This is a genomic window from Eubacterium maltosivorans (assembly GCF_002441855.2).
In the GTDB taxonomy this organism is placed as follows: Bacteria; Bacillota; Clostridia; order Eubacteriales; family Eubacteriaceae; genus Eubacterium; species Eubacterium maltosivorans.
In genome coordinates this window covers 4,149,059-4,171,457 of the sequence record NZ_CP029487.1, presented here as the reverse complement: position 1 = coordinate 4,171,457, position 22,399 = coordinate 4,149,059, and the positions used below count along the sequence as shown (strand labels likewise).

At 51.1% G+C, this 22,399-nt stretch carries 24 protein-coding genes; 4 read left to right on the top strand and 20 right to left on the bottom strand.

Going from position 1 to position 22,399, the window contains the following annotated elements; translation table 11 throughout:
* The first annotated feature begins 10 nt into the window (after nucleotides 1-10).
* Nucleotides 11-877 carry a DegV family protein gene (locus CPZ25_RS19365; protein WP_058695312.1) on the top strand — a complete coding sequence of 289 codons (867 nt, stop codon included), beginning with the start codon at nucleotides 11-13 and terminating at the stop codon, nucleotides 875-877.
* A 142-nt stretch (nucleotides 878-1,019) separates the two neighbouring features.
* On the opposite strand, the gene CPZ25_RS21125 is transcribed toward CPZ25_RS19365, so the two are convergent.
* The 6 genes from CPZ25_RS21125 to CPZ25_RS20600 form a co-directional block, all read right to left on the bottom strand.
* Entirely contained in the window at nucleotides 1,020-1,292 is a 273-nt protein-coding gene (locus tag CPZ25_RS21125; RefSeq protein ID WP_479723753.1) for an FGGY-family carbohydrate kinase, read from the bottom strand.
* 234 nt (nucleotides 1,293-1,526) lie between these two features.
* Nucleotides 1,527-1,877 carry a hypothetical protein gene (locus CPZ25_RS21120; RefSeq protein ID WP_341473485.1) on the bottom strand — a complete coding sequence of 117 codons (351 nt, stop codon included), beginning with the start codon at nucleotides 1,875-1,877 and terminating at the stop codon, nucleotides 1,527-1,529.
* Between the two features lie 119 nt (nucleotides 1,878-1,996).
* A complete protein-coding gene (locus CPZ25_RS21115) occupies nucleotides 1,997-2,515 on the bottom strand; it encodes a hypothetical protein (protein WP_341473484.1) in 519 nt (172 codons plus the stop codon).
* A gap of 168 nt (nucleotides 2,516-2,683) precedes the next feature.
* Nucleotides 2,684-3,892, bottom strand: coding sequence for an AI-2E family transporter (locus CPZ25_RS19345; protein WP_096920625.1), 1,209 nt, complete (start codon nucleotides 3,890-3,892; stop codon nucleotides 2,684-2,686).
* A 44-nt stretch (nucleotides 3,893-3,936) separates the two neighbouring features.
* Nucleotides 3,937-4,131, bottom strand: a complete 195-nt coding sequence (locus CPZ25_RS19340) for a hypothetical protein (RefSeq protein ID WP_133067095.1) — start codon at nucleotides 4,129-4,131, stop codon at nucleotides 3,937-3,939.
* A gap of 274 nt (nucleotides 4,132-4,405) precedes the next feature.
* On the bottom strand, nucleotides 4,406-4,564 hold the full coding sequence (locus tag CPZ25_RS20600) for a hypothetical protein (RefSeq protein ID WP_158577818.1): 159 nt from the start codon (nucleotides 4,562-4,564) through the stop codon (nucleotides 4,406-4,408).
* Nucleotides 4,565-5,053: 489 nt separating this feature from the next.
* Here CPZ25_RS20600 and CPZ25_RS19330 point away from each other — a divergent pair, with 489 nt between their 5' ends.
* Both CPZ25_RS19330 and CPZ25_RS19325 read left to right on the top strand, forming a co-directional pair.
* Nucleotides 5,054-6,484, top strand: a complete 1,431-nt coding sequence (locus CPZ25_RS19330; protein ID WP_013381707.1) for an APC family permease — start codon at nucleotides 5,054-5,056, stop codon at nucleotides 6,482-6,484.
* A gap of 15 nt (nucleotides 6,485-6,499) precedes the next feature.
* A complete protein-coding gene (locus CPZ25_RS19325) occupies nucleotides 6,500-7,810 on the top strand; it encodes a M18 family aminopeptidase (RefSeq protein ID WP_096920626.1) in 1,311 nt (436 codons plus the stop codon).
* A gap of 253 nt (nucleotides 7,811-8,063) precedes the next feature.
* On the opposite strand, the gene CPZ25_RS19320 is transcribed toward CPZ25_RS19325, so the two are convergent.
* Genes CPZ25_RS19320 through CPZ25_RS19295 form a run of 6 tightly spaced genes read right to left on the bottom strand, consistent with a single transcriptional unit; the run spans nucleotide 8,064 to nucleotide 13,310 of the window.
* Entirely contained in the window at nucleotides 8,064-8,780 is a 717-nt protein-coding gene (locus CPZ25_RS19320; RefSeq protein ID WP_096920627.1) for a hypothetical protein, read from the bottom strand.
* A 46-nt stretch (nucleotides 8,781-8,826) separates the two neighbouring features.
* Nucleotides 8,827-9,387 (bottom strand): SipW-dependent-type signal peptide-containing protein, encoded by a 561-nt coding sequence (locus CPZ25_RS19315; protein ID WP_013381711.1) that lies wholly within the window; start codon nucleotides 9,385-9,387, stop codon nucleotides 8,827-8,829.
* 33 nt (nucleotides 9,388-9,420) lie between these two features.
* On the bottom strand, nucleotides 9,421-10,056 hold the full coding sequence (locus tag CPZ25_RS19310) for a spore coat-associated protein (RefSeq protein WP_013381712.1): 636 nt from the start codon (nucleotides 10,054-10,056) through the stop codon (nucleotides 9,421-9,423).
* A 45-nt stretch (nucleotides 10,057-10,101) separates the two neighbouring features.
* Complete coding sequence (locus CPZ25_RS19305; RefSeq protein ID WP_096920628.1) at nucleotides 10,102-10,737, bottom strand: hypothetical protein; 636 nt, start codon at nucleotides 10,735-10,737, stop codon at nucleotides 10,102-10,104.
* Between the two features lie 14 nt (nucleotides 10,738-10,751).
* Entirely contained in the window at nucleotides 10,752-11,255 is a 504-nt protein-coding gene (locus tag CPZ25_RS19300) for a signal peptidase I (RefSeq protein ID WP_096920629.1), read from the bottom strand.
* Complete coding sequence (locus tag CPZ25_RS19295; RefSeq protein WP_090413360.1) at nucleotides 11,256-13,310, bottom strand: VWA domain-containing protein; 2,055 nt, start codon at nucleotides 13,308-13,310, stop codon at nucleotides 11,256-11,258.
* Nucleotides 13,311-13,728: 418 nt separating this feature from the next.
* Between CPZ25_RS19295 and CPZ25_RS19290 the strand changes: the two genes are divergently transcribed.
* Nucleotides 13,729-14,955 carry a tyrosine-type recombinase/integrase gene (locus CPZ25_RS19290; protein WP_096920880.1) on the top strand — a complete coding sequence of 409 codons (1,227 nt, stop codon included), beginning with the start codon at nucleotides 13,729-13,731 and terminating at the stop codon, nucleotides 14,953-14,955.
* Nucleotides 14,956-15,183: 228 nt separating this feature from the next.
* Here CPZ25_RS19290 and CPZ25_RS19285 read toward each other — a convergent pair whose 3' ends face one another.
* From CPZ25_RS19285 to brnQ, 8 genes are all read right to left on the bottom strand, one after another.
* Nucleotides 15,184-16,485, bottom strand: coding sequence for an acetyl-CoA hydrolase/transferase family protein (locus CPZ25_RS19285; protein ID WP_096920764.1), 1,302 nt, complete (start codon nucleotides 16,483-16,485; stop codon nucleotides 15,184-15,186).
* Between the two features lie 33 nt (nucleotides 16,486-16,518).
* On the bottom strand, nucleotides 16,519-17,070 hold the full coding sequence (locus tag CPZ25_RS19280; RefSeq protein ID WP_096920765.1) for a 2-oxoacid:acceptor oxidoreductase family protein: 552 nt from the start codon (nucleotides 17,068-17,070) through the stop codon (nucleotides 16,519-16,521).
* 1 nt (nucleotide 17,071) lies between these two features.
* Nucleotides 17,072-17,824: a thiamine pyrophosphate-dependent enzyme gene (locus CPZ25_RS19275; protein ID WP_096920766.1), complete on the bottom strand. Its 753-nt coding sequence runs from the start codon at nucleotides 17,822-17,824 to the stop codon at nucleotides 17,072-17,074.
* The gene (locus CPZ25_RS19270) at nucleotides 17,808-18,875 is read right to left on the bottom strand and encodes a 3-methyl-2-oxobutanoate dehydrogenase subunit VorB (RefSeq protein WP_013381721.1); all 1,068 of its coding nucleotides are present in this window, start codon (nucleotides 18,873-18,875) and stop codon (nucleotides 17,808-17,810) included. Before CPZ25_RS19270 ends, CPZ25_RS19275 begins: the two co-directional genes overlap by 17 nt.
* A gap of 12 nt (nucleotides 18,876-18,887) precedes the next feature.
* Entirely contained in the window at nucleotides 18,888-19,112 is a 225-nt protein-coding gene (locus CPZ25_RS19265; RefSeq protein WP_013381722.1) for a 4Fe-4S dicluster domain-containing protein, read from the bottom strand.
* A gap of 24 nt (nucleotides 19,113-19,136) precedes the next feature.
* Nucleotides 19,137-19,811, bottom strand: coding sequence for an ATP-binding protein (locus tag CPZ25_RS19260; protein ID WP_096920767.1), 675 nt, complete (start codon nucleotides 19,809-19,811; stop codon nucleotides 19,137-19,139).
* A 127-nt stretch (nucleotides 19,812-19,938) separates the two neighbouring features.
* Complete coding sequence (locus tag CPZ25_RS19255; RefSeq protein ID WP_041689918.1) at nucleotides 19,939-20,982, bottom strand: Glu/Leu/Phe/Val family dehydrogenase; 1,044 nt, start codon at nucleotides 20,980-20,982, stop codon at nucleotides 19,939-19,941.
* An 82-nt stretch (nucleotides 20,983-21,064) separates the two neighbouring features.
* A complete protein-coding gene (gene brnQ, locus CPZ25_RS19250; RefSeq protein ID WP_090413352.1) occupies nucleotides 21,065-22,399 on the bottom strand; it encodes a branched-chain amino acid transport system II carrier protein in 1,335 nt (444 codons plus the stop codon).

Sequence of the window (22,399 nt, the reverse complement as noted above, 5' to 3'; positions counted from 1 at the left end):
GAGTATGCAGATGAATAGAGAAAAAATTGCCGTGCTGACGGATTCCTGCGCGGATATTCCAAAGACATTAATAAAAAAGCATGACTTACACATTCTGCCGCTAAAAATCATCTTCAGCGACAAAGCCTATACTGATGGGGTGGACATCACAGCCGCCCAGGTCTATGACAGACTACCGTCAGAAATCCCAAAGACCTCTCTTCCCTCTCCCGAGGAGGTGCGTACACTTTTTCAGAAAATTTACGACAAGGGCTACCGCAAGGTTTTCGCCATTATTTTTTCCAGCGGACTGAGCGGTACCTTTAATCTCGTGCGGCTGATTGGAAGGGAATTTGAAGGCCTGAGCGTGCACGCGGTGGATACCCTGAGCGGAAGCCTAGGCACTGGCGCCATCGCCGTTCACACTGCGGAGCTCATCAAGGAGGGCCGAAGCTTTGAAGAAATCAAGACTATCCTTCCGCGCCTCATCGCCAACACCAAGGTCTTTTTCAGCATTGACACCCTAGAGTATCTGCAAAAGGGCGGCCGAATCGGCCTGATTACAGCCATGACCGGCACACTGCTTAATGTGAAGCCCATCATCACTTTCAGCAATGACGGTCAGCTGATGAGCGTGGCTAAGGTGCGTGGACGTCGGAAATCTATCCAGAAAATGATTGACCTTGCGAAATCCCATGTTCCAGGGGGGGCGCGCTATATCCTCATGGTCGCAAACGGCGGCTGCCCAGATGAGATGGACGCAGTTAAAGTTCACTACACCCGAGTACTGCCGGATTTTGAAAATCTGTATGAGGGCGAGGTCGACTGTACCTTGGGCACCCATGTCGGCCCTAACCTATTGGGTGCCGGAATATTGGTGTTGGGAGAAAATGATTAAAAATAAGATGCGGCAATACGCCGTATCTTATTTTTTCGTTTTTTTTATTTTTGGTGGTAAATTTCGTGCAGCTTGCTATAGAGCCCTGACAGACAACCGTAGATATTTTCAACACTTCTTTATAGAACTTGGTATATATTTTTTACTGCTCCATATCTGGGATGAAACCATCCTTTTTGTGTGCCATAGCAGACACAGCCTTATGGTAGTCCTTAAAGGCGCCAATGCCTGCTACCTCGTGGGGTTGGGTGCAAACAGAAGGGATGCCAAACATATCGGCTGTAATCTGGCAGATCTCATCGCTCTGGGATCCCCCCCAGTAGGTTTCCTCAAAGCGGTGACTCGCCCCTCTTTTCATGAGGCGCATTCTCTCCATGAACGCAAAGTTTATGCCTTCGATAATAGCTCTGTAAATATGAATACAGGTATCGCAATTTGAAAAGCCAATGACAGCGCCCCAGGCGGTGGGCCTAGTGACATTGGGGTAAAATAGGGCTGGAACAGCAGGCCCTCACATCCGGCCAGTATTTCCTTAAAGCGCCGATTCAGCAGTTCCTCGGCAGGGACGCCCCTCTCTCTGGCCTAGCGCACCTCCTTTTCGGCAAACTCCTTCTAAAACCAGGAGATGAGCCAATAGCCCCGAAAATTCTTAATCTTTGGGGGAATTCCCCGGGATAATGGAGGGATAGAGTGGGCTGAACCGCTCGTGTTCCAAATAACGATGGGTAATAAATGTAATCATGGCTGTGGTGCCCAGGCCGATGGCGGCCTTTTCTCTGGTAGTGCAGCACATTTCCAACACCTCGCAGTCCTTGTCAGAGATGGAGGCAATGAGGGGCGTTCCTTCGGCTAAGCCAGTGTCCTCGGCGTTGGTCATTCTTATGATGAAGATAAAGCACAGGTTGGCACCCTCTGGATAGCAGTGAGACATATGCGTGATGACAATGGTATTTGGCAGAACGTGGCACGCGGCGTGCACCTCTTTATGGACTTTGCCCATATTGGATCAGTAGACAGAGCATTCCAGAGTATCGGTCATCACGCCGAAGTCCAGCATAGTGTCCCGTAGATAGGGGGCATTAACGCGTCCCTTTTCCCAGCTTTTGACCATGTAGAAGGTTAGACCCATGCCCCGTAACGGTGGGTGATCCGCCGGATATTTTTCGCTACATTTTTAGAAAAACCTTCCTCGCCGTCGGTAAAGCCCAGAAACAGGCGCTTCACATCTCTTCGTAGCCCCGGAGGTCCAGGAGCTTCCACCTCCCAAGTTTCTACCGCATTGGGGCCTACCAGTAGGTTATCGTGAACGGTGTACAGAATGCCGCCGCCATTGGTGTGGGAAGCGTTCTTTGCCAGTATCTTGATGGCGGTTATGCCAGAGAGCAGACCCCCGTCCTTTTTATCCAGAATCGAGTTCGTCCCCCTTTCGAGGATGAATGTAATAAAAACGGTCCCCAGACAAGCGCCAGATACAGCGTCCCCCGGTTCGTCTCCACAGCGGTGATAGCTACGTTTTCGATTTTTATACCAAGCACTGCTGTGTTTAAGCTGATTCTCACGCCGTTCTGCACTATGTTCTCTCCGTAGGCGATGGTGAGGCCATAGGGGGCATACGCATCCGACGATTGAGTTGAACATCGAGTGAAGACGGGCAAAAAAACCGGCCAACCTTGTGGGACCGGGGCACGATGGATACAGCTTCCTTGGGGATGCCGTTCCACGAATCATTTGCTTTAACTGTCTTTATTTTAGTACTCCGGTGACCTTTTAAAAAACGGGAATTGTTAAATCCAAGGGACATTTATTTTACATTTCATCCAAATGCTCTTCTTCTGCAAGAAACGCGGCCTCGTCTGCGCTCACATATTTTTCTTTGGGAATCTGGCGCTTGCTCAGACGCTTTCCGGTGGCCTCACGCAGGAGCATGTAACAGACCGAGCACAGCGGAATGGTGATGATCATCCCCGTAATGCCCATGGCGCCGCCGCCGATGGTGACCGCCACCAGAACCCAGATGGATGGCAGCCCTACCGAGCCGCCCACCACATGGGGGTAGATCAGGTTTCCTTCTATCTGCTGGATGATCAGGAAAATGATGATAAACCAGAACGCCTGCATGGGGTTTACCATGAGGATCAAAAACGTTCCCACGAAGCAGCCGATAAAGGCTCCAAAAATTGGAATCAGGGACAAGAAGCCGATGAGCACGCCGATCATCAGCGCGTAGGGCATCCTAAAGATCAGCATGACCACCACAAACATAGCGCCTAGGATCACCGATTCGGTGCACTGGCCGGTCACAAAGCTGCTAAAGGTGCTATTGGACAGGCGGCATATCTCTAAAAGCTTATCCGTTACCCTTTCCGGCAGATAGGCATAGAAAAGCTTTCTGAACTGTGAGCCTAGCTTTTCTTTCTGCAAAAGTACATACAGGGCAAAGATGAATCCCAAAGAAAAGTTAACCACCCCGCTTGCGATGCTGCTGGCCACATTAAAAGTAGAACCCACAAAGCTCATGAGACCCTTTTGCAGGAAATCGACAATTTCCGAACCGAAATTCGTCCAGTCGATGGTTATCTCGCTGATCTGTCTGGCAATATCCGGATAGCTCCCTGCCAAACTGGCAGCCCATTCTTCCACCTGCTTCACAAAGCCCGGCACGCTGTTTGCCAGAATGCCGACCGTATTGGCAATTTCGGGCACAATGATAAAGATCACTACCATGATGATCAGAAACACCAGCAGAAGCGCCAGTACCAGGCTTAAGGGCCGCACCATCTTGTGCATTTTAAGCCCTTTCACCCGCTTTTCACTAAAGAGATGGTGTTCGATAACACTCATAGGAATATTTAAAAGAAAGGCCATACACGCCCCTAGAATAAAGGGAAAGATCAAACCAATTACAAAATCAAAAGTCTTCCACACCGATCCAAAGTTCTGCAACCCCGCTGAGAGTAACAGGGTAAGCACAATAAGGCCGATGATCGTACGAACTGTTTTTTTGCTTAATTCCATAGATTCCTCCAGTCTAAAATCTGTTGTATTTTATGAATACTTTATCATACTTGCGCTTTTAAATCAACGTTTCCAAAGCCTCTTTCTTCCCTTGAGCGCCAGGTCTCCACATAGTCAAACTGCTGATAAGCATATTCGATGTCTACGAACTCCGGGGAGCGCCGCAACACCTTTATTTGTTTCACCAGCTCAGAGACCATCTCGTCAAGCGGTAATCCAACTGGGGTGGGAACCTTCACGCTCCTATTCATTAAATGTGAAACCGTTTTTTCCACATGCCTTTGTGGCGTACAGAGCCCTTTCTGCTATTTTATATAAATTGCTGTAGTCATTGCCCCGGGCGCTGGCAAAGGTCACACCCAAACTGGCAGAGATATGCCAGCGCTTTGCCGCTAGAGAGGCAGATTTTGTTCAGTAGGCCGGTTATTTCAGCGGTAGGTGAGCATGTGCAAGGTTCTATTACTCTCCCACCTCACGATCCGGCCAGTGATGCACATCCAGTAGTAGCGCCCATCATTCAGCAACCAAGGCCAGGGTTTCGCTGAATGGCGCGCCGTCAGGAATACCCAGACTCTCAAAGTAATCCTCTGTCGCGCGGTTGGTCAGCCAATTCCTGGTCACATTGAGCTCATAAATATCCTCATAAAGCTCCTTGGTGGCTTTCTCAAACACACTTTGGTACTCTGGCCTATTTCTGTACCAGGGTTATGACTTGGCAGTTGCAGGTGTTTAGTGCGTACGCGAGCACCCCAATGATCAAGTACCAGCACCATGAGCAGCAGTCCCACAGCAGTGGCTAGCCATTGCGTTTCCAAAGCGTCGCTGACCTAACCACTATTTATCAAAGCTGCTAGCCTACGTATCCGCTGAGCACCATAATTACCAAAAATGCCGCTGCGGTCACACCGCAGATAAGGATATTGGCCTTAAGTAAATTTTTCTTTTTCATTAAAAGGTGTTCCCTTTTATTTTCTGAACACAGTTGGTCAATTGTATATTATAACAAGCCAAGATCTTTAAATGTTCCCCAAATTTGCGAAACTCTGGCCGCTTCGATCCTTTATCGCTTATTTTCGACTTTTTTCTTGACCTTTTCCTTCAGGTCTTGCATAATAGACAAGGAATCCAAGTTATATAATTGCATAAAAAGGAGTATTCTTTATGAAAAATCAACTCGACACGCAACCTGTTGAAAAGAAAATGAGCTGGTATACCCTGGCGCTCATGGCTTTCACAGCTGTCTGGGGCTTCGGGAATGTCATCAACGGCTTTTCGGAATACAATGGTTTAAAGGCCATTGTGGCCTGGATCATCATTTTCGCCCTGTATTTTGTGCCTTACGCCCTCATGGTTGGGGAGCTGGGGTCTGCCTTCAAAGACGCTGAGGGCGGCGTGAGCTCTTGGATCATGCAGACCATTGGGCCGCGCATGGCCTACTACGCAGGCTGGACTTACTGGGTAGTGCACATGCCCTACATTTCCCAGAAGCCAAACTCGGTGATGATCGCGAGCAGCTGGGCCATCTTCCAGGACGCGCGCATCAGTGACATGAACCCCCTTGTCATGCAGTTTGCCGGGCTGGCCATTTTCCTGGTCGCTCTGGCGCTGGCCTCCAGAGGGCTCAGCATCCTCAAGAAGCTGGCCTCTGTGGCTGGTATGGCCTCCTTTGTCATGTCCATCCTCTACATTCTGCTCATGATGGCCGCTCCGGCCATCACCGGCGCCAAAACCCTTCAGATCGACTGGTCGCTCCAGACCTTTATGCCCACCTTTGATTTGAAATTTTTCACCGGCCTGTCCATCCTCATTTTTGCCGTGGGCGGCTGCGAAAAGCTGTCCCCCTATGTCAACCGGATGAAAAACCCGTCAAAGGATTTCTCGACCGGGATGATCGCCCTGGCGGTCATGGTTTGCGTCTGCGCCGTTTTGGGTACGATTGCTATGGGCATGATGTTTGACTCGAACAATATCCCCAAAGACCTGATGACCAACGGCGCTTACTATGCCTTTGCCACTCTTGGCGAATACTACCACGTGGGCAACGTTTTTGTCATCGCCTTTGCCCTCACCAACGCCATCAGTCAGTTTACGGTCATGATCCTCTCCATTGATGCACCGCTGTGCATTTTACTGGGCAGCGCGGATAAGGAGTACATCCCCAAATCGCTGTTTGTCCAGAACAAGTACGGCGCCTACACTAAGGGCCATAAAATGGTCTTAGTCATTGTGGGGATTCTCATTGTGGTGCCGGCCTTTGGCATTGGCAGCGTAGACGAGCTGGTCCGATGGCTGGTCAAGGTGAACTCGGTCTGTATGCCGCTGCGGTACCTGTGGGTGTTTGTGGCCTATATCGCCCTGAAAAAAGCCGGCAATGCGTTCCCGTCAGCCTATCACTTTGTCAAGAATAAAACCGTCGGCATCATTTTTGGCGCCTGGTGCTTTATCGTCACCGCCATTGCCTGCATTGGCGGCATCTATTCCGACGAGCCCTTTGAGCTGATCTTAAACATTCTGACCCCGGTTGTGCTGGTTCTGCTGGGCTTTATCATGCCCTACATCGCAAAACATCAGAACGCCAGGGATCTGTCGTAAAACAAGGAGGTCACCATGAACGAACCATTAAATCACGAACTGTTATCCTTTATTGGAAAAAGCCCCACCGTCTTTCACGCGGTGGACACCATGAAAGCCCAGCTTGCAGAAGCAGGCTTTATCCCACTGGAAGAGAGCAGCGCCTGGCAGCTGGCGCCTGGCCGAGGCTACTACGTCACCCGCAACGCCTCGGCTCTCATTGCCTTCAGAATTCCGGAGGGGGCCTATACCGGCTTTCAGATTGTCGCCAGCCACGGCGACTCCCCGTCCTTTAAAATCAAGGACAACCCCGAGATTACCGTGGAGGACCACTACACCAAGCTGAACGTGGAGGGCTATGGCGGCATGCTCCGCGCGCCCTGGCTGGACCGGCCCCTGTCCGCGGCCGGACGGGTGGTCGTTAAGCACAGCAGCCAGATCTTTACCCGCCTGGTGAACCTGGACCAGGACCTGTTCCTCATTCCAAACCTCGCCATTCACATGGATCGCAAGTCTGGCAGCAGTCATGAATATAACATCCAGAAGGATATGCTGCCCCTTGTGGGCGACGGCGCTTCCAGGGGGCGGCTTATGGAGCTTGTGGCAGAGGCTGCCGGTGTGGCCGGAGCGGACATCACCGGCGCGGAGCTGTTCCTTTATAACCGGGACCCTGGCCGCATCTGGGGCGCGAACCATGATTTTATCTCCACCCCGCGGCTGGATGACCTCCAGTGCGCCTTTGCATCGCTGAAAGGCTTTCTGGCCGCGGTCCACCCGCGAAACGTGGCGGTGCACTGCGTCTTTGACAACGAGGAGGTGGGCAGCGGCACCAAGCAGGGCGCTGGCTCCACCTTCCTGAAGGACACCCTGGCCCGCATCGTAGAAGCCACCGGAGGCACCCGGGAGGATACCTTCCGCGCCATGGCCGGCAGCTTTATGGTCTCCGCCGACAACGCCCACGCTGTCCACCCCAATTTCCCGGAAAAAACGGACGACACCAACCGCCCTTACATGAACGAGGGCATTGTCATCAAGCACAGCGCCAACCAGAAATATACCACCGACGCGGTCTCCGCCGGCATTTTCAGGGCCATCTGTCAAAAGGCCGGCGTCCCAGTCCAGAACTATGTCAACCGGTCCGATATGGCCGGCGGCTCCACCCTTGGCAATATCGCAAGCACCCACACCCCCATGAACACTGTAGACATTGGCCTGGCCCAGCTGGCCATGCACTCCCCCTACGAAACCGGCGGCGCAAGAGACACTGAACACCTTGTAAAAGCGTTAAAATATTTTTATGAAACCCCAATCCGGTGCGAGGGCGACGGGCGGTATGTGGTTGAATAGACACCCCTATGCCAAAAGAGAGGATGCGGCGTCTTGCCGCATCCTCTCCTGCTGCCCTGTGACAGCCGGGAAATGGCGCTTTCCCTGGGTCATTCCTTTTTTAAATGCTCACTTCACTCTCCCGTGAGCTGTTCACACATCTACAAAACCTTTTATTTCCACTGGCCCTTTCCACCAGTCTTTCTCCAATCTCTTCAGACGGCCAGCCTGCTCCGCTCCACTGAAGCATTCCGGCCATCTCTCGCGCGCTTTTTTAACGTTTTTTTCGTTTAACCATAACGCCTGAAACGCTTAATAATGCCAGCAAAACCAACAGATAGGCAGCACCCATACTGTCAAGCTGTCCAAACAGCCCTGTAGACGGCGCGCCGCCAGACCCCTCGGTTTTTGAACCACTCTGCGCAACATCACAGATAAAGACCCAGTGCACCCGTCCCAGGGCTTCCTGGTATTTATTCTCAAGATCCCCCGGAACCGTCAATGTCGCGTCGATAATTCCCTGGTCATTTTTGGTGTACTCGCCAATGAAAATATCATCCTTTAAGGTCCCCTGGCCGCTGGTTTCCGGCAGCCCGGAGGCCGGCCCGTTATAGATGGTCCGGACGTTTCCGTCAGCGGTTGTCAGGTCCAGATGCAGTCTCAGGCGGTTTAACAGTTCGTCGGAAAGCGCTTTTTCTTCTGGTGTGTCAAAACCTTCCGCCTCCGCTGCCTCGGCGTGCAGGTACATCTTCACATTGTTAAAGTCCTTATTGTTGAGCCAGATTCTCTGCTCCTGAACCTCGCCGGGCACCAGCTCCTTATAATTAAAGAACAGATCATCGTCTGGCAGGCTCACAATTTTTTTAGCCTCACCGTCATAAATGACGTTGCGCTCATTCTCAGCCCTGACGCCCACGCCGCTTATTGCCAGCAGGGTCAGGACCGCCAAAAGCAAAACGGCTGCTTTTCTGGAAAATGTCATCACACTCATTCAATCACCCCTTTCCTCTGGTAATCAGGCTTATTTTAAGGTTCATTTATTCTCCCGGATAGGGCTCCACATGCGTGTCTCCCCAGCCGTCAATGACGCTCTCTGTCCTGTGGGGTGTAAAATGGTCGGACTGGACCGCTTCTGCCTGCACATTCACTGTAAAGGTTTTGTCCACAATTTCATTTCCCCAGGTTTCCGGGATGCTTAGCTCTGTGAACAGTGCTGGCGTGCTCTGCCCAACTGGCAGAACCGCCTGATAGTAGTAGCAGCCGTCTTCTGATTTCACCCAGTCTTTCTGAATTTCCAGCGCCTGCTCAATGTCATCCATCTGGGCGTCGCTCAGCCCCTCGTCGTGGGTCAGGCGGATGCGTACATAGGCACTGTTTTTACCGGTATTGGTCACTGTTGGATCCTTGGGGTAAACGCCGCCGGGCACAACGCCTGTTGGCGCTTTCCATTCCGGCTCGGTCAGATCAATCCGCACGTTTCCCATGGTGATAATATTTTCAGTTTTCTTGGCATCTGTGAACCACGCCAGTGTTCCAGCTGCGATTAACAGCGCAGTGCACAGAACAGCAGTGATTCCGATGGCTCTTTTTTTATTCATGTTTCGCTCCTTTCAGGTTACTCGCGCTCATGGCTAAACTAAATCCGGAAAAGCTGCCTTAATGCAGTCCGCCGCTGTTTTGCCGCTCTGAACCTGTGCCAGGTAACCGGCCGCGTCGATTTGGAAATCCTTAATGTCCGCCGCGTTCGCGTTATCGTGCACGTTTACCGATTTAAAGACATCGCTGGTTTCGCTTCCAGCTTCGACTGCGGTATTATACACATAGACCACTGCCTTCCCATCCTTTGAGGTACCCAGCGCTGTCCATTCTCCGGTGTTAAAGCGGATGTCTGCAAACGCACTGACGGCGTCCAGCGCTGCCTGGCCCTCCGCGCCGTCACAGCTTATATCCAGACGGACAGCGATATAGGCCGGCTCCTTTTGCGAGGTGTTTTTCACCTGTGGATTTTTGGGAATGACCATGCCTGGCAGCATATCCTTTGCCATATCTCTGCCAAGGGGGGATGGCTGCGGGGTTACAGGGTTGTTACCATAGTCAAGCCCATCCCAGTTAACCTCCTGTATGGCGCCTGAAAGGCCGGCCGTCGCCACAAAGGTGTTTTTCTTTGTGGCTGTCTGCGCGGTCAGCCAGGCCAGCACGCCGCCAACGGCAAGAATCCCTGCCAGTGCAATCGCACTTAATCCAATTGTCCATTTCTTTTTGTTCATTTTAAACCTCTCTTTCACTTTAAGGCCATTTCTAACGACCGGCCATTACTGAATGGGGGTATCTGCACCCCATGTATCTTTTACAGCGCCCAGATCCGCCGCGTCCAGCGCGTCGGCCAGCACCTGTATTTCCAGATGACATCCCTCGGGCATTACAAATCCCGGAGCCAGTAAAACACTCTCCAACAGCTGTGTGGTGGTATCTCCTGGCGCTACCGGCGTTTTGTAGTAAAAATAGTCGCCCTGCTGCTGCCAGCCGCTGTCAGCCGTTCCCGGGCCAGACGCCGCAAAATTATAGCTTATCTGCCCCTCCACGCTGATGCCGGTTCCCGCGTTATCGCTGTCAAAGACAATTCTGGGCACCAGCCGGACGCGGATATAAGCGTCTGTGACCTTTCCCTCCGGGTTATCATAGTTCTCAATCCATACCTTTTTAGGGACGGTGGCGCCACCCTGGATCGCTGCATAATTTTGCGGCGTTTTTTCACCAGTCTCCTGCCGGTCCCTGCCGCTGGCCGGGTCTTGTTCTAAGACTGTGATATTCACAATTTTTTTAGGGCTGAAAAGATTTTCCTTCACATTTGTGGTCGCGTTTAAAAACGCATAGGTTCCAGCTACCGCCGCCAGCAGCATAATACCAATGATACCGGCTGTAATGACACGGACTTTTTTTCGTTTCACGCATTCTCACCTCCTCATTTTCGTTTGGATGCATTTGTTTTCATCAGGCGTCCGGGCAAAAAGGCCAGGAGCACCAGGACCAGAAGGGCTGCCCCCAGAATCATTTTTCCCTGGGCCGACCCTGCCAAAATACTGACGTAGCCGGCAAGAGGAACACAGAACTGCGGGCTGCCCACCAGCCGGTCAAAGGACACAGTTCCCTGATCCTCAACGGCGTTGGCGTCCCCCTTTGTTTTAAAACTCTGGCTGGCCTCGTCCACCTGGGTCACCCGGTGTGTGGCCAGGGTTCTGCCGTCTGCCATATAAAAAGTAATGGGATCTCCCAACTTTACATCTTCCGCGGCGACCGGCCTGACAAAGATCAGGCTGCCCACTGGGTATTGCGGCTCCATGCTGCCGCTCAGCACTGCTAAAGGGATCCACCCCAGCAGGCGAAGGCCTGAAAGCAGCAGGATCATCAGACAGAGCAGTACTGTCAGGATGGTGGATAACATTTTTCGGATAACCATGGACTTCATTTAATTCACAAACCGGTTCAGGGCGTTGGCAGCATCCCCCAGAATACCAGTGTTCTGCTTTAAGGCATTGCTGGCCCTTATCACTGAGGGGGCCTTGCCTTCCTGTCCCTGGTAAGGCGCTGTGCCGTTAAGCTGGGCCTCTGTCGCAGTGCCGTTATCCCCTGAACCGCCCAAATAAAATCCTTCTGAGGGCTTATACACCGGGGCTGGAACAGGTTCAAAGCCCTGGGTTAAATCCGTTAAATTGTATTTCCACGACCAGCCGCTCTCTTCCTTTACGGTGTAGTAGCCTTTTCTAAGGCCCCGAACGGTGTTTGTTTTCACCTTTGTATCCTCATTGGCCGCGAAGCTGATCACCTCATAGAAGGTATCCTGAACCGGCCCGGACAGCTCGTCCCGCCGCTCAATTTTAAAAACAAAGCTCTGGTTGGTGTTCGGCCGCGTATCAGATGTATATTGGGCGTCGATCTCTTTAGTAATATCAAGCTGCCCTTTTACCACATGCACTGTGTACTGCCCGGACAGGCTATCTCCCGCCACACTGACGTTTCCAGACGAGCTGTTGGTTGACGCCTCTGTCGGAGGGTTGACGGACTGCGTGACACTCAGCTTATAGACGGTGCCGCTGTCCGGTATTCTGTCCAGCTCTTCTGGTGTGCAGGGTTCAGGCTGCCAGGCCTTTTTAATGAGCCCCTGATTGTAGGGCGCATCAAAAACATCGCCGATAGATGGACGAATGTTCTCAGCGTCGTCCCAGCCCAGCATCATGGCTTCCAGGCCGGCTTCGTCTGTGACGCCGGTCTGCCTGAGCGAATCACCATAAAAAATGGTTTTGTCAACATCCTGGCTCTTCAGCTTCAGCCGTCGCACATTCACCGTCGGCGAAGCAAAGGGCGCCACCAGCACCCCGTCGACACTTACCCCTGAGCCGGCAGCGTTGGTGGGCACATTGTTATCCCCGATAAAGCTGTCTTTTGCCTTCACCTCAACAGAGGCCTGCCAGCCGTTTCCGGACAAATCTTTATCCGGCCATACGATGGTGGTGGTGCCGTCCCCGTTTTCGGTATATGCGACGCCTGCGGTGTCAAAGGCAGCTTTCTGCCCAGCGGTCAGCTCAAACCGGCTGTCCAGCACGTCACTTACCGTTGCTGTCACCGCGATCTGGTGTGTGATGGCTTCAAAAATATCCTGCAGAGCCTGCGCAGTATCCGCGAGAGCCGCGCTGTGCTGTGAGTCAATATAGTTCAGGTAATCGTGAACTCTTTGAGACGACCAGCTTTTTAAGATCCCAATCGAGAAGATTTCAGCGCTTAAGGGATCTCCTTCAAATTCCCAGTCTGGGTTATGGCTGGAGCCATCATCAAGGCTGCCGTCATAATCTCCAAATATTCTTCCGTCTCTTTTAATTAAGTCCTCCCCTTTAATAATCGAGGCGGTGCTCTCCGCTCTCGCCGCGATCTCTCTGTCAAATCCCGAGTAGCTGTTTGGTTCCCCATCGGTCAAAAAGATGACAAACTGCTTGTTTCCTGAATCCGCTGCGCCCAGCACGCTGTACGCATCCTCCAGTCCTAAATCTGACCGTGTGGCGCCACTGGCCCAAAGCTTATCAATGGCCCGGTTAAGGCTCTGGATATTTTCCTGTGTGTCTAGAGACGTCAGGCCTATATTGGTTTTGGAGTCGCTTGCGTAGCTCACGACAGAAACCTGGCTGGCCGGGGACTGCGCGCTCAGCTGGGTAATGAAATCCTTAGCGGTATCCTTCAGCACCTCCATTTTAGTCTGCCGGCTTCCATCGTAGCGCTCGCCCATGCTCCCGGACCGGTCGATAACCAGCACCACATCCGCGGCGCCCACCGCTGAAGAACTGGCCTTTGCGCCAAGGTTGATCTGGTAGGTTCTGCTTTCCCAGTCCTTCAGCGCGGCCGTCTTGGTGACCTCGATATTGGGGGATGACGGCTCCGGCGCTGCCAAAACAGAAAAGCCGCTGCTCCACAGCATGCCCAGCAGAGCGATGACTGCAATAATTTGTTTTCCTGTTTTTTTCATATTCAGCATACATCCTTTCCTCCAGAATATTTTTGAAAACGTTTATCATCGTCGTTTGACGGATTTCGTTTTCTTATTCTGGATTTTTAAATTTTTTTGACAGCACCGTTATCTTGAGTATTTCTTAAAATGTTCGATATCCTCTTTTAAAAAATACAATTTGGTTATAAAATATAGGTCAGCTAACATAAAGCATTCGTGAAATATTTAAATTTCACGAGCTTTTGTCAGCCATCAAATATTAAAATACGGATACTATCTATTTCATGTAAACATTATAACACAATAATTGAATAAATCCAGACTTTTTTTAAGATAATTAAAGAGGGAAATGGATAATGATAGTAAATAGAGCTTTATTCATCTGTTTAATTATAAAAAAAATGGTCAGAATATGGTCAGAAATCAGAAAGGGAGTAGAATCATCATGAAACGTTATCGAAAAAATGTCTATAAACGCAAGGATGGCCGTTACGAGGGCCGCTATATAATAAGATATGAAAATGTCTATGGAAAGGCTGTCTACCATTCCGTTTATGCTAAAACCTACAAGGAAATAATTTTAAAGCTTGAGGAGGCAGAAAATAAAGTTTTTGAGGAGGTCCAGCTTCAGCGTCTGTTGCGGGAAGAAAAGGAAAAAAGCAATCAAAGGGGTATTATTGAAAATGTTTTGAACCTTCAGTTTGACGAAAACCAGAAAGACAAGGCCAAAACGCTACTGGCGGAGTGGCTGAGGAAGTGGCTTGAGTCATACAAAAAATATACGATCAAACAGTCCTCCTATACAAGGTACAGCAATGTCGTCAACCGGCACCTCGTGCCACGGCTGGGGCACTGCGAACTGGAAAATCTGAAGCCAGATGCCATACAGGATTATATAAAAGCAACCTTAGAAGAAAATAAAATAGCGGTCTCAACGGTTCGCGGGCACATTGTTATTCTCTCGGCCGCCCTCAAGCAGGCACAAAAAGAGGGATTAATCCATAAAAACCCTTGTGACGATATTATTTTACCTAAAAGGTCCATAAAAAAGCCAGTTTTTCTTGATGTGAAAGAGGCCCAAAAGCTCGAAACTGTGTTGAAAAATTCTCGGGACCATAAAAAATCAACAGCTGTGCTTTTCGCCCTTAAGACAGGCATTCGTCTAGGGGAGTTGGCTGCTTTAAGGTGGAAAGATGTTGATTTTGATGAGCAGGTCATCCAAATCAGGGATTCGGTTCAGCGTGTGAAAAACAGTGAGAAGAGTGGCATGAAAACCAAGATGGTGTTTGAAGGGACAAAGTCCTACAGCTCTAACCGGACAATCCCCATGAATCCAGAAATCCATGAGCTGCTGTATCAGTATTATGAAACCATGAAACACAGGGAAAATTTTTCAGAAACATTCGTCTTTACAAATCGAAAAAATTCTTTCATCGACCCCAGGGTTTATCAGCTTTACTTTAGGCGTATTCTAAAAAAAGCCGGAATTCGCCACGTCAATTTTCATGCTCTGCGCCATACTTTCGCGACACATGCAGCAAGTAAAAATATGCAGATTTCTGTCCTGAGCAGGATTTTGGGACATTCAAACGTCGGTTTGACGCTGCAGCTTTATGTTCATGTACTGAGCGGCCAGGATCAGCAGGAAATGCTGAAGCTGTCTGCAAGCTGACCGTTTTGGTCAAAAACATGGTCATAAATACGCCAAGCGCCTGAAATAGAGGGTTTAGGACAAAAGCTCGTGAAATTTAAATATTTCACGAGCTTTTTTAATGCTTTTGTTTCTTTTCTGTTTTTCTGTAAACCTTTTGAAGGCCGGTACTGTGCCATGGCGCGCACCACCCAAAAAAAAGATAATACGGCAAAACGCCGCATTATCTTTTAGAGAAGGATCTTTATTTTAGGACAGTATTTTCATTTTCCGCGCTTCTGCTTTTAACGCCTCCCTGAAATCAGGATGGGCGATGGCGATCAGCGCTCTGGTTCTTTCGGACAGGGTCTTTCCCCTCATCTCCGCGATACCGTATTCCGTCACGATGCGGTCCACATCGTTCTTGCTGGTTGTGACCACTGCGCCCTGTGTAAGCGTGGGTTTGATCCGGCTGACCTTGCCGTTGATGGCAGTGGAGGGGAAAGCGATAAAGCTTTTGCCGCCGGGGGACAGCCGGGCGCCTCTCACGTAATCGCTCTGGCCGCCGGTCCCCGAGATATGCCTGTTCCCCACAGATTCCGCGCACACCTGGCCCCAGAAATCAACCTCCAGAGCCGAATTAACCGATATAAAATCCGAATGCTCTGCGATCACCAGGGGGTTATTCACATAGTCCACTGGCAGGATTTCGATGGCAGGATTGTCATTGACAAAATCATACATATTCTGGCTGCCATAGGCAAATGTAGCCACAGAGCGTCCGGGGTGGATGGCTTTCCGGCTGTTGTCCACTGCTCCAGAGGCAATCAGCTCCATCATGCTGTCTGTAAAAAGCTCAGTGTGGATACCCAGGTGATGCTTTTTCTTCAGGGCCTGGCCCACTGCCTCGGGGATCCCGCCAATTCCCAGCTGAATGGTGGCCCCGTCAGGGATCTCCGCCGCGATCAATTTGCCAATGATCTGGCTGACAGCGTCAGGCTCTGAGGACTCTGTTGTCGGCAGGGAGACACTGTTCTCGCACAGCGCGGTAACCTGGGATATATGGATTACGGGGCCGCTGAGCGATCTCGGCATATTTTCATTGACTTCCAGAAAGATATGTTCTGCCTTTTTAAGCATGGCAAGGCTATTGGAAGCGGTACAGCCGGTAGAGAAGTAGCCGTGCCGGTCCATTGGCGATACCGTCGCACAAAAGGCGTCCATATCAATATAGTTTTCAAACAGCTCGGGCATATCCCGGTAGTAGCAGGGCATCACATCCCCCACCCCAGCTGCCACGCCCTGGCGCGCGTATTTTCCCGAAAACCAGGAAACGCCCATCTTACCCATAAGCCTTTCGTCGTAACAGGGCATGGGCTGCACATCCAGGATGGTGTGCAGCTGGACGGTAAAATCCGCTTCCTGCTGAATTCGATTCATCACCGCGCTGTAAATGGCCGGCGGGTAGCCCAGCGCGATGTCGGAGCAGCACACCCAGCTGCATTCCATGAGGGCTGCGATTTCCTCTGGCCGCTTAAGCTTTTGCTTATATTGACTGATCACTGTTTTCATTCACACACATTCCTCTTACCCTTATGCCTTCGGCTACGCCAGGGCTCTGGCATAATTCTTTCCCTTTTCAAGCGCCTGCCGGTTAACGGGGATAAACTTCGCTTTACCTTCGCCGAACACCTTGGTAAAGGCTTCCAAAACCGCCTCCTCCGAGATGGTATGATCCACTTCCAACAGGGCCCCAAGCAACACCATATTCATGAGCTTCGGGTTACCCAGCTCCTTGGCAATATCGCCGGCTGGAACATAGATCGTCCGGATATCCGTCCGCTCCGGTTTTAAAGAGATAAGGTTCGCATTGATGATCATGGCGCCGCCCGGAGCGACCACATTCTCAAACTTACGGAAGGACGGCTCATTCATGACGACCGCGGACGAGGCGTTTTTCGTGACGACCGGAGATCCAATGGGTTCATCCGAAATGATCACCGTACAGTTGGCTGTTCCTCCCCGCATCTCAGGGCCGTAAGAGGGACACCAGGAAACTTCCTTGTCCTTTATCATCGCCGCATAGGCAAGCAGCTTGCCAACACTCAGAACCCCCTGACCTCCAAAGCCTGCAAAACAAATTTTCTTCGTTTCCATTTTACGACTCTGCCTCCTTGGTAATGTCTTTATAAACCCCCAGCGGGTAGTAAGGGATCATTTCTTTTTCGATAAACTGCATGGCTTTGACCGGCGTTAGCCCCCAGTTGGTCGGGCAGCTTGAAACTACCTCAATGAGTGAAAAGCCAAGCCCTTTTTTCTGAACCTCAAAGGCCTTTTGAATCGCCTTTCTGGCCTTCATCACATTAAAGGGCGAATTGACTGCAACGCGCTGAATGTAAGCGGCTCCCTCAAGGGTGCTCAGCATCTCTGACACGCGTATGGGGTTCCCGTCGATTTTGGGATCACGCCCACTCTGGCAGGTGGTTGCCTTCATGCCTGGCAGGGTCGTCGGCGCCATCTGGCCACCCGTCATCCCATAGATGCCATTGTTGATAAAAATGGTCGTGATCTTCTCACCCCGGGCAGCCGCGTGAATGATTTCCGCGGTGCCAATGGAGGCCAGATCTCCGTCCCCCTGGTAGGTAAAAACCGTATTATCCGGGTGTACCCGTTTAACCCCGGTGGCCGTAGCCGGCGCGCGGCCATGGGCCGCCTGGATGCCATCAGTATTGAAATAGCTGGTCGCCATGACCGCACAGCCAACCGGGACCACCGCAATGGCTTCCTCCAGCAGCCCCATCTCCTCAAGAACCTCACCGACAAGCCGGTGGACAATACCGTGGGTACATCCTGGGCAGTAGTGGGTCTTTGCCTCGGTCAGCCCCTGGGGGCGTTTAAATACAGTGGTCATTTTTTTCCACCTCCATCACAGATTTCGCAAATTCAACAATTTCCTCTGGCGTCAGGATCACACCGCCGGTGCGGCCGTAAAACTCGACTTTATGGACATCCCCGCAGGCCAGTTTAACGTCGTCCACCATTTGGCCAAGGCTCATCTCAACATCCATGATCTTCTTGACCGAAAGGTTTTTAAATGCCTTTTCTGGGAAGGGCCACAGAGTCTTTGGCCTTATCAGCCCCACGCGGTAACCTTCCTCACGCAGGCGCTTAATGGCTGTCTTGACAATCCGGGCAGCGGTGCCGTATGCGGCAAAGGCGTACTCGGCGTCTTCCATCATAAAGCTTTCCGCCTGCTGCTCACTTTCCTGGATCTGCTCATATTTTTTCTGCAATTCAAAATTGGCGGTTTCCAGCCCCTCGGCTTCCAGGTCCAGGTTAATGACGAGGTGGCGCTCGCCCTTCCCTTTTCCGGTCATGGCCCAGTCCTTGGGCTTCAGTTCTTTGGATGGCCTGTAATTGAACTCCACAGGCTCCATCATCTGGCCGATCATTCCGTCGGACAGAATGATCACCGGTGTACGGTAATAGTCCGCAAGGTCAAACCCCTCCATGACCATATCCGCAACCTCCTGTACCGTCGACGGCGCCAGGACAATATTATGGTAATCCCCATTGCTGCCGCCCTTTACACACATGTGGTAATCGGCCTGGCTTGGCTGTATGCCGCCCAGGCCAGGGCCGCCGCGCATCATATTAACAATCACTGCCGGCAGCTCCGCCCGGGTAATATAACCGATCCCCTCCTGCTTCAAGGCGATTCCAGGTGAGGATGAGCTGGTCATAACCCGTGCGCCTGCTCCTGCCGCACCGTAGACCATATTGATAGCTGCCACCTCGGATTCGGACTGCACAAACGTCCCCCCGATTTTAGGCAGCTCTCTGGACAGATACTCTGGAACCTCGCTCTGCGGCGTGATCGGGTAGCCAAAAAAGAACCGGCATCCCGCCTCCATCGCCGCCTTGCCAACTGCTTCATTCCCCTTCATTAAAACCTTTGTCACTGCTATCCCTCCCTAATCGCATTTTTCTACTGTGATGGCCGCTTCCGGACACATCTTAGCGCAGTTCGCACAGGCGATACATTCGCCCATATCGGTGACCATACAGGGGTTATACCCGCTGATGTTCAGGCGTGTTTCATCCAGCGCCAAGATATCCTTTGGGCAGACGGACACACATAGTTCACACCCTTTACAATAAAATTCATCAATGATGACGTTTCCTTTGGCTCTTGCCATGTCTACTCCTCCATATTTGGTTTATTACATCCATTCTTCCCGCATGAAAAACTTCAGCGGCAGCCGCTCGCCAGACAGCCTCCCTGATACCCTGCCAATGATTTCTTCCATATAAGACGTATACCGGATGGGAATCCCCGTCCGCTTCGAGGCTTCCCTCAACACCGCGTCGCCAGCGACCAGATTTTCAAGGGTACTCTCTCTCACAAGGTTTGTATTGTTAATGAACCCCGTTACCTGAAAGCCTGAAGCGTACTCAAGACATTCTTTCTGAAAGAGGATTCCCTCCACACTCGCGGTATCCGGCCGGTTTACATTAACGACCATGAAAAAATCAATCTCGTCCCGGCTCAGAAGCGGCCTCAGGCGGGCCAGCGTGGTGGTGCCCACACTGTTTCCACCGAGGTCGATGATATAGTCACACGCTCTATCCTTTGCCGGTGTCCCAATCTCCGCTGAAACGGCCGGAAGATCACAGTTATCCTGCTTAATGGAGGACCCGATTACCCTCACGCCGTATTCCTCCAGCTCCTTACGCCTTTCCCTGGACCTGAAAAAAACATTGACAATGTCCAGATCTGCCAGTACAACCCTTGGTGCGTTTTTGCTCAGGGCAACTGCGTAATTGACCGCAAACTCTGTTTTTCCGCTTCCGTAATGGCCGGCAATGATTCGTACTCTTTTGTCTTTTTCCAACATTTTTTCACCTCCGCAGCGGCTTCAGCACAATGACCGGCTGCCCTTTTGCAAAACTAATGATTTTTATCCGGCAGGCCAGTAAAATTAACTGCTTCACAGGCCTGCCGTCAAGGCTTTTTAATAAGAATCAGGCGCGTCCCGCCTTGATGATATCCATTGCGTAGTGGTCTGCGGCCTCATAGGTTGTAATGCCCTTGTCTTTGGCATAATGGATGATGTTGAGGGTGGTGTCATAAATTTTATCAACCTTTTCTGTTACCTTGCTGGCGTCGTAGGGCTTTGTCACAATTTCTTCACCACAGTTGATAACACCGCCGGCGTTAATGATATAATCCGGTAAATAGAGGATGCCTCTTTCTTCCAGCTCCTCGCCGGTCTGTGGGTCAACCAGCACATTGTTGGCGCATCCGCCTACAATTTTACACTTCAAAGCCTTGGCGTTGCCGCTGTTGATCACCGCGCCCAGAGCGCATGGGGCAAAAATATCACACTCTGCTGTCAGTACCTCGTCAGCGTTCAGCGGGGTGGCGCCAAATTCTTCAACAGCCCGCTTTACAGCGTCCGGATTAATGTCATAAACCTTCAAGATAGCGCCCTCATCGTGCAGCAGCTTTGCGACCATATAACCAACACTGCCAAGCCCCTGAACCACAACGGTTAATCCCTCGGCCGTGTCCGCGCCAAACTTTTCCTTGATTCCGGCTTTAATTCCCATAAAGGTTCCTCTGGCTGTATAGGGTGACGGGTTGCCGCCAATTTCCCGGGTGCCGGTAACATACTTGGTTGTCTCCTGCATGTAGGCAATATCCTGCGTATTGATATTGACGTCCTCAGCAGTATAATATCTCCCGGCAAGGGATTCGATAAAGCGGCCATAGGCCTTAAAAAACGCTTCATTTTTAAGCTTTCTCGGATCGCCGATGATTACGGCTTTTCCGCCGCCGTTCTTTAATCCACAGCCCGCATTTTTAAGGCTCATGCCTCTGGACAGCCGCAGAACATCATAGAGAGCATCCTCCTCGCTCTCGTAGTTCCACATCCGGGTGCCGCCGAGCGCCGGGCCCAGGGTCGTGTCGTGAATGGCGATAATGGCCTTTAAACCTGTTTCCTCATCCCGTGCGAATACCAGTTCTTCGTGTCCATAGAAATCCATCTTTTCAAAAATACTCATTTTTTCATACCTCCAAAACATAATTTTTAATAATTAATATATAGATACCAGCGGCTCTTAATCCGGCCGGCATAGATATCCCTTAGATTTTTCCCTTTCGCACTGTCTCTGCGGGATCGGGCTCCGGGACAGATACTTCTGGGCTTACTTTTTTCTTGTCGCCCTTGATAAAATACCCGGCCACGCCGCAGATCACGGTTGGCAGCAGCCATCCGAACCCAAAGTGGTGAAGCGGTAAATAGTTGACGAACTGAAAGCCCAGACCATGATTGGCGGCTGTCTCCAAAACGCTGATCAAAAACGCGCCCAGCGCGGCCGCTTTAAAGACATTGTCATTTCTGATCTTGTCACCTACAATGGTTAAAATGATCAGTGTAAGGGCCGGCGCGTAGACAATGGACAGGACCGGCTCTGAAATGGCGATGATCTCATCCAGGCCGATATTGGCGATGACCGGTGAAATCACGCACACAATGGTGACAATGACTTTATAACTGACACGCCCTTTGCTTAACCGCGAGAAATAAGCCCCACTGGAGCTGACCAGCGCCACTGCAGTGGTGATACAGGCCAGCGCTACCACAATCCCAAAGATAACCATGCCGACATTTCCAAGAAGGTTTTTAATGATCTCAAGAATCAGTGTAGACCTGGAAACATCCACCCCATACATGGTCGAGGCTGTCGCCCCAAGGTGGGCCAGACCAAAATAAACAATCAGGAGCCCTGCCCCAGCAACCAGCCCGGCGCCTCCGATTACAGCGTTCTTGGCTTTGATCTCCGTATAGCCCTTTTCCTTGACCGTTTTTACAATAATAACCCCAAAAATCAGCGCTGCCAGCACATCCATTGTCTGGTATCCCGAGATGATGCCGCTGCTGATAATATTTGAGACCTTTGGCTCAGCCGCAATTGGCCCCAGTGGATCAATGATCCCCTTTATGATGACAATCATCAGCCCGATAAACAGAGCCGGTGTCAGGAATTTACCGACAATGTCCACCACCGATGCCTCCTTCACGCACAGCACCCAGATAAGCACGAAAAATGCGATCGAAGCAACCAGTGGATTTACCCCCGGAAAGATGGGCGAAACGCCCATTTCAAAGGTTGTCGCCGCAGTCCTGGGAATGGCCAGCATCGGGCCTACGCACAGCACCACCAGCGTCGACAGCAGCACAGCGGGTATCCTCCCAATGCGGCAGGTAATTCCTTCGATATCGCTGTCACATTTCAGCATGGCCAGGATGGCCAGCATCGCCAGTCCAATATCTGCGATGTAGTAGCAGATAAAGGCCGGCACCCACATAGACGCTGCCGTCATTCCAAGATAAGGCGGAAAGATCACATTCCCGGCACCGAAAAACATCGAAAACAACGCAAGACCAACAATCCACTTGTCTTTTCTTTGACTCAT

Coding starts and splice junctions, on each gene's coding strand:
- CPZ25_RS19365 (WP_058695312.1), top strand. CDS start 11: ATGAATAGAGAAAAAATTGCCGTGCTGACGGATTCCTGCGCGGATATT.
- CPZ25_RS21120 (WP_341473485.1), bottom strand. CDS start 1,877: ATGGGCAAAGTCCATAAAGAGGTGCACGCCGCGTGCCACGTTCTGCCA.
- CPZ25_RS21115 (WP_341473484.1), bottom strand. CDS start 2,515: ATGTTCAACTCAATCGTCGGATGCGTATGCCCCCTATGGCCTCACCAT.
- CPZ25_RS19345 (WP_096920625.1), bottom strand. CDS start 3,892: ATGGAATTAAGCAAAAAAACAGTTCGTACGATCATCGGCCTTATTGTG.
- CPZ25_RS19330 (WP_013381707.1), top strand. CDS start 5,054: ATGAAAAATCAACTCGACACGCAACCTGTTGAAAAGAAAATGAGCTGG.
- CPZ25_RS19325 (WP_096920626.1), top strand. CDS start 6,500: ATGAACGAACCATTAAATCACGAACTGTTATCCTTTATTGGAAAAAGC.
- CPZ25_RS19320 (WP_096920627.1), bottom strand. CDS start 8,780: ATGAGTGTGATGACATTTTCCAGAAAAGCAGCCGTTTTGCTTTTGGCG.
- CPZ25_RS19315 (WP_013381711.1), bottom strand. CDS start 9,387: ATGAATAAAAAAAGAGCCATCGGAATCACTGCTGTTCTGTGCACTGCG.
- CPZ25_RS19310 (WP_013381712.1), bottom strand. CDS start 10,056: ATGAACAAAAAGAAATGGACAATTGGATTAAGTGCGATTGCACTGGCA.
- CPZ25_RS19300 (WP_096920629.1), bottom strand. CDS start 11,255: ATGAAGTCCATGGTTATCCGAAAAATGTTATCCACCATCCTGACAGTA.
- CPZ25_RS19295 (WP_090413360.1), bottom strand. CDS start 13,310: ATGCTGAATATGAAAAAAACAGGAAAACAAATTATTGCAGTCATCGCT.
- CPZ25_RS19290 (WP_096920880.1), top strand. CDS start 13,729: ATGAAACGTTATCGAAAAAATGTCTATAAACGCAAGGATGGCCGTTAC.
- CPZ25_RS19285 (WP_096920764.1), bottom strand. CDS start 16,485: ATGAAAACAGTGATCAGTCAATATAAGCAAAAGCTTAAGCGGCCAGAG.
- CPZ25_RS19280 (WP_096920765.1), bottom strand. CDS start 17,070: ATGGAAACGAAGAAAATTTGTTTTGCAGGCTTTGGAGGTCAGGGGGTT.
- CPZ25_RS19275 (WP_096920766.1), bottom strand. CDS start 17,824: ATGACCACTGTATTTAAACGCCCCCAGGGGCTGACCGAGGCAAAGACC.
- CPZ25_RS19265 (WP_013381722.1), bottom strand. CDS start 19,112: ATGGCAAGAGCCAAAGGAAACGTCATCATTGATGAATTTTATTGTAAA.
- CPZ25_RS19260 (WP_096920767.1), bottom strand. CDS start 19,811: ATGTTGGAAAAAGACAAAAGAGTACGAATCATTGCCGGCCATTACGGA.
- CPZ25_RS19255 (WP_041689918.1), bottom strand. CDS start 20,982: ATGAGTATTTTTGAAAAGATGGATTTCTATGGACACGAAGAACTGGTA.
- brnQ (WP_090413352.1), bottom strand. CDS start 22,399: ATGAGTCAAAGAAAAGACAAGTGGATTGTTGGTCTTGCGTTGTTTTCG.